The organism is Halomonas sp. BC04 (genome assembly GCF_000568385.1).
Genome location: NZ_AZQX01000107.1, coordinates 1 through 5,086, shown reverse-complemented (window position 1 = coordinate 5,086; position 5,086 = coordinate 1). Strand labels below are relative to the sequence as shown.

The window sequence follows — 5,086 nt, the reverse complement described above, 5'->3', positions numbered from 1 at the left end:
GCTTGCTGACGTCGATACCAATCACTGCCATGCTCTCGTCGCCTTTCCTTGTTCGTTCAGCCTCACTCCAATTGGGGAGGGGCTTGGATACCATTCAAGCTATCGAGATAGAGGGCATCAGGGGGCATAATCTAAGTGCCAGGCTGTAACGCCTCAGGCTTTGTGGATGCTCACCCTGATGCCAAGGCCTGCTGGTAGCTAATCAACAAGCCCGGAGAGACACAAGGCTTTGTAGGACGCGGGAGATCCCGGCATAGGCCGAGGAATGACCCCTCCCTATATGGTGGAAAACACCCCTTTTTCCAAACTGGGGACGTTAAGTCTGCGGAATTCTACCTCAGCAAATACTCAGCCACTTACAGTGAAAAGGGGCTCGCTCAGAGCAAACTATGGAAAGCCGGAACACTCTGTATCACCATAGCGGCCAATATAGCCGAAACAGCTATGCTCAAAATTCCCGGTTGCTTTCCTGACAGTGTTGTTGGCTTTGTTGCGGATCCTGACAAGTCAGACACGGCTTTTGTAAAGTACTATCTCGAAACGTTAAAAATATCTATGCAGGGGGTGTCGCGAGGAACCACTCAAGACAACTTGAGCCTCGACAAGTTGTTGTCGTTCGATTTCTTGGTTCCTCCTGTTGAAGACCAAAAGCAAATCGCCTCTGTCCTGCTTGCCTACGACGACCTCATCGAAAACAACACCCGCCGAATCGAGATCCTTGAGGAAATGGCCCGACGGCTGTATGAGGAGTGGTTCGTCCACTTCCGCTTCCCTGGGCATGAGGAGGTGAGTTTCAAGGAGAGTGAGCTTGGGGAGATTCCTGAGGGGTGGGAGGTTGTCACTTTAGAAAGCGCCTGTGATCGCATAACTGATGGTGCCCATAAAAGTCCACCTAAAGCCGAAGGTGGCAAGCCGATGGCATCGGTTAAGGATATGCACAACTGGGGGATCAACCTTTCTAAATGCCGGCGGATATCCGAAGAAGATTACGCCGATCTCGTCAGAAATAACTGTAAACCCCTGCCCGGCGACGTTCTGATAGCGAAGGATGGAAGCTACCTCAAGCACAGCTTTGTCATGGAAAAGGAGGTGGACCTGGTTCTGTTATCGTCGATTGCGATATTGCGCCCTAACAATGAGATCGCCCCGAATCTTCTCGCGCTTATTCTGCAACATCCAGATAATGTTGCGAGGATGAAAGGTTTTGTCTCTGGGGTAGCGATTCCTAGAATTATTTTGAAAGATTTCAGGAAGTTCAAAATCATACTTCCGCCAGATAATATTCAGAAGTCTTGGAGCTTGGTAGCAGATCCAATGATGACGTTATGTCGGCGCCTCATAGACAAGAACACCAACCTCCGCGCCCAACGCGACTTGCTGCTCCCCAGGCTGGTCTCCGGTGAGATCGACGTATCCAACATCCCCATGCCCGACGACAAGGAGGTCGAAGCCGCATGACACCCCCACCATCCCCCGCTTACGCCTACTCCGAGGATGCCTTGGTCGAGCAGCCCGCCATCGAGCTGTTAGCTGACCTGGGCTGGGACACCGCCAATCTCTACGGAGAGTGGTCGGGAACGGTATCGAGCGAGGGACGGCAGACCCAGCAGGATGTGGTGCTGGTGCCTCGGCTACTGATGGCGCTGGAGAAGCTCAACCCCGAGCTACCCGCCGATGCCCTGGAGAAGGCTATTGAGGAGCTGACACGCGATCGCTCCACCTTGCTGCCGGTGAACGCCAACCTTGAGATCTACCGGCTGCTCAAGGATGGCGTGAAGGTCGAGGCGGCGGATGAAGATGGCGGTACCGCTATCGAGACGGTGCGAGTGATCGACTGGAGCCAGCCCGAAGAGAACGACTTCCTGCTGACCTCGCAGTTCTGGGTACGGGGGGAGCTGCATACTCGGCGTACCGATTTGGTCGGCTTCGTCAATGGTTTGCCGCTGGTGTTCGTGGAGCTGAAGGCCAGCCACAAGACCCTCAAAGCCGCCTATGACGGCAACCTGAGCGACTACCGCTCGGTGATACCTCAGCTTTTCACCTACAACGCTGTGGTGATGCTCTCCAACGGTTCCGAGACGGTAGTCGGCAGCACCTTCTCACCCTGGGAGCATCTCTTCGAGTGGAAGCGGATCAACGACGAGGGCGAGAAAGGAGTGGTGTCCCTGGAAACCGGCATCCGTGGCATCGCCGAGCGGACGCGGCTGCTGGACATCGTGGAGAACTTCACGGTGTTCGAGGAGGCCCAGGGCGGCACCATCAAAAAGATCGCCAAGAACCACCAGTACCTCGGGGTGAACAAGGCCATCGCCGAGCTACAGCGGATCAAGAACCGCCCTGCCGGTGAGGCCGGTCGGCTGGGGGTGTTCTGGCATACCCAGGGCTCGGGTAAGTCGTTGTCGATGGTGTTCTTCACCCAGAAGATCCACCGCACCATCTCCGGCAACTGGACCTTCGTGATCGTCACTGACCGCAACGAGCTGGACGAGCAGATCTATAAGACCTTCGCGGCCACCGGAGCGGTCAACGAGGTAGAGGCCCACGCTGAGAGCGGTGACCACCTCAAGCAGCTCCTCAGCGAGGATCATCGCTACGTCTTCACGCTGATCCAGAAGTTCGGCACTAAGCAGGGCGAGACCTATCCCAATCTCTCAGACCGGCAGGACATCATCGTCATCACCGACGAAGCTCACCGCTCCCAGTACGACACTCTGGCCATGAACATGCGGACGGCCCTGCCTCATGCTGCCTTCCTGGGCTTCACCGGGACGCCACTGATGGCCGGTGAGGAGAAGACCAAGGAGGTATTCGGTGATTACATCTCGGTCTACGACTTCGGCCAATCTATCGCCGATGGGGCCACGGTACCGCTCTACTACGAGAACCGTATCCCTGAGCTGCAGCTGATCAATGAGAATCTCAACGACGACCTGACGCGGCTTCTGGAAGATGCCGAGCTGGACGAGGATCAGGAGAAGAAGGTCGAGCGGGTCTTCGCCCGTGAGTACCACCTGATCACCCGCGACGACCGCCTGGAGGCCATCGCTGAGGATCTGGTGCAGCACTTCGTCGGCAGGGGCCACCAAGGCAAGGCGATGATGGTCTGCATCGACAAGGCCACCGCCGTGAAGATGTACGATAAGGTACAGGCTCATTGGCAGGACTACCTGGCCCGTCTCCAGGCTGAGCTTCCATCCGCTCCTGAGGAGCAGCGAGAGGCGTTGAAGCACAAGATCGAGGTGCTGAATAAGGCAGACATGGCGGTGGTGGTCTCCCAAGGCCAGAACGAGGTGAAGGAGCTGGCGGACAAGGGCCTCGACATCCTTCCCCACCGCAAGCGCATGGTGGAGGAAGACCTCGACGAGCAGTTCAAGGATCCCGACAACCCGCTACGGCTGGTGTTCGTCTGCGCCATGTGGATCACCGGCTTCGATGTGCCCTCCTGCTCGACCATCTACCTCGACAAGCCGATGAAGAACCACACCCTGATGCAGACCATCGCCAGGGCCAACCGCAAGTATCCCGGCAAGGCAGCGGGGTTAATCGTGGACTACGCGGGGGTGTTCAGGAAGCTGCAGGAGGCGCTGGCCATTTATGGTGGTGCCGCTCCATCCAAGGTGGGCGAATCACCGGCTGGATACGGCAACCAACCTCCTCAGGACGGCAGCAGCCCGATCCAGCAGAAGACCGAGTTGGTGGAGTACCTCAAGCACCTGCTGGCCAAGGCCATCACCTTCCTGACCGAGAAGCAGATTGGCCCAGAGGCGATCAAGGCAGCAGTAGGCTTCGACAAGGTGGCCCTGCTGGATGATGCCCGCGAGAAGTTGCTAGAGAGCGAGGAGACCAAGAAGGCCTTCCTGAACCTCGCCAGAGCCACCTCCAGGGTCTACCGGGCGATTCTGCCCGACCCTTCAGCCAATGAGCTTGCCCCCGATGCGGTGCTGCTCTCGGTGCTGGCCCAGAAGATCAAGGCGCTGGAGCCTGAGGTGGACATCTCCCAAGTGATGAAGGAGGTGGATGACCTGCTGGATCAGTCCGTGGCTCCGGTGCCTTACGTCATCGAGAATCCCGATGAGGAGAAGCTGTTCGACTTGAGCCAGATCGATTTCGAGAAGCTCAAGGAGAGGTTCGACAAGGGTAAGAAACGCACGGAGTCGGAGAAGCTGCGGGCGCTGCTGAACCAGAAGCTGGAGAGCATGGTAGCCAAGAACCCCAGCCGCACCGACTTCATGGAGAAGCTCCAGGCGCTGATCGAGAAGTACAACTCGGGCAGCGTGAACATTGAGGCGTTCTTCCAGTTGCTGATGGCATTCACCGAAGAGCTGCAGGAGGAAGACCAGCGGGCGATCCGCGAGGGGCTCACAGAGGAAGAGCTGGCGCTATTCGATATTATCACCAAGCCCGCCCCCGAGATGACCGGCAAGGAGGTGGCCCAGGTGAAGGCCATGTGTCGGGAGCTGCTGGAGACGCTCAAGAAGGAGAAGCTGGTGCTGGACTGGCGCAAGAAGGCCCAGGCCAAGGGTGACGTCCGCCGTACCCTAGAGATCGTCTTCGACCAAGGGCTGCCGGAGAGCTTTGAAGAGGCGGTTTACAACGAGAAGTGCGAGGCTGCATTCCACCACTTGATGACCAGCTACTATGGCGGTGGTCAGAGCGTCTACTCAGCATATGAACAAAGTGGGCATTAGGTCATACGCCTGAGCCTTTCCAGCTAAAGTCTCATGGCTTTACGCAAAAAAAAATCAAGAGAATAAACATGCCGTCAGCAAGCTTTCGTAAATTTGAAAACAACCTTTTAATTGATGTCGATAGAATTATCGATAGCCACTATCACCTTAATCATGACGGTGGCGGAAAGCGAGGGCTTGGACATATCACTCGTAGCGGCGTTCTTATGCTGTGTGCAGCTTGGGAGCTTTATATTGAAGAAGTGCTTCTGGAAGGGGTTGATTACTTTACCCACCAGCTTGACTCTCCAAAGGGGCTGCCTAAGCCTGTTCAGAAAGAAATAGCTCGGTCAGTCAAGGAGGCAAAACATGATCTAAAACCATTGGAGCTTGCTGGAGAAGGATGGAAAGACCTCTAC

3 protein-coding genes are annotated in these 5,086 nt (G+C 56.3%); all 3 read left to right on the top strand.

The window, feature by feature from the left end:
* Window positions 1-201 precede the first annotated feature (201 nt).
* Entirely contained in the window at window positions 202-1,458 is a 1,257-nt protein-coding gene (locus Q427_RS07615; RefSeq protein WP_043512569.1) for a restriction endonuclease subunit S, read from the top strand.
* Window positions 1,455-4,688 (top strand): type I restriction endonuclease subunit R, encoded by a 3,234-nt coding sequence (locus Q427_RS07610; protein ID WP_043512567.1) that lies wholly within the window; start codon window positions 1,455-1,457, stop codon window positions 4,686-4,688. Before Q427_RS07615 ends, Q427_RS07610 begins: the two co-directional genes overlap by 4 nt.
* Before the next feature lie 68 nt (window positions 4,689-4,756).
* A partial coding sequence (locus Q427_RS31095; protein ID WP_197030545.1) for a HEPN domain-containing protein occupies window positions 4,757-5,086 on the top strand: 330 nt, incomplete at its 3' end.

Bases quoted from the DNA above. Each gene is read 5' to 3' on its own strand.
- Q427_RS07610 (WP_043512567.1), top strand. From the start codon at position 1,455: ATGACACCCCCACCATCCCCCGCTTACGCCTACTCCGAGGATGCCTTG.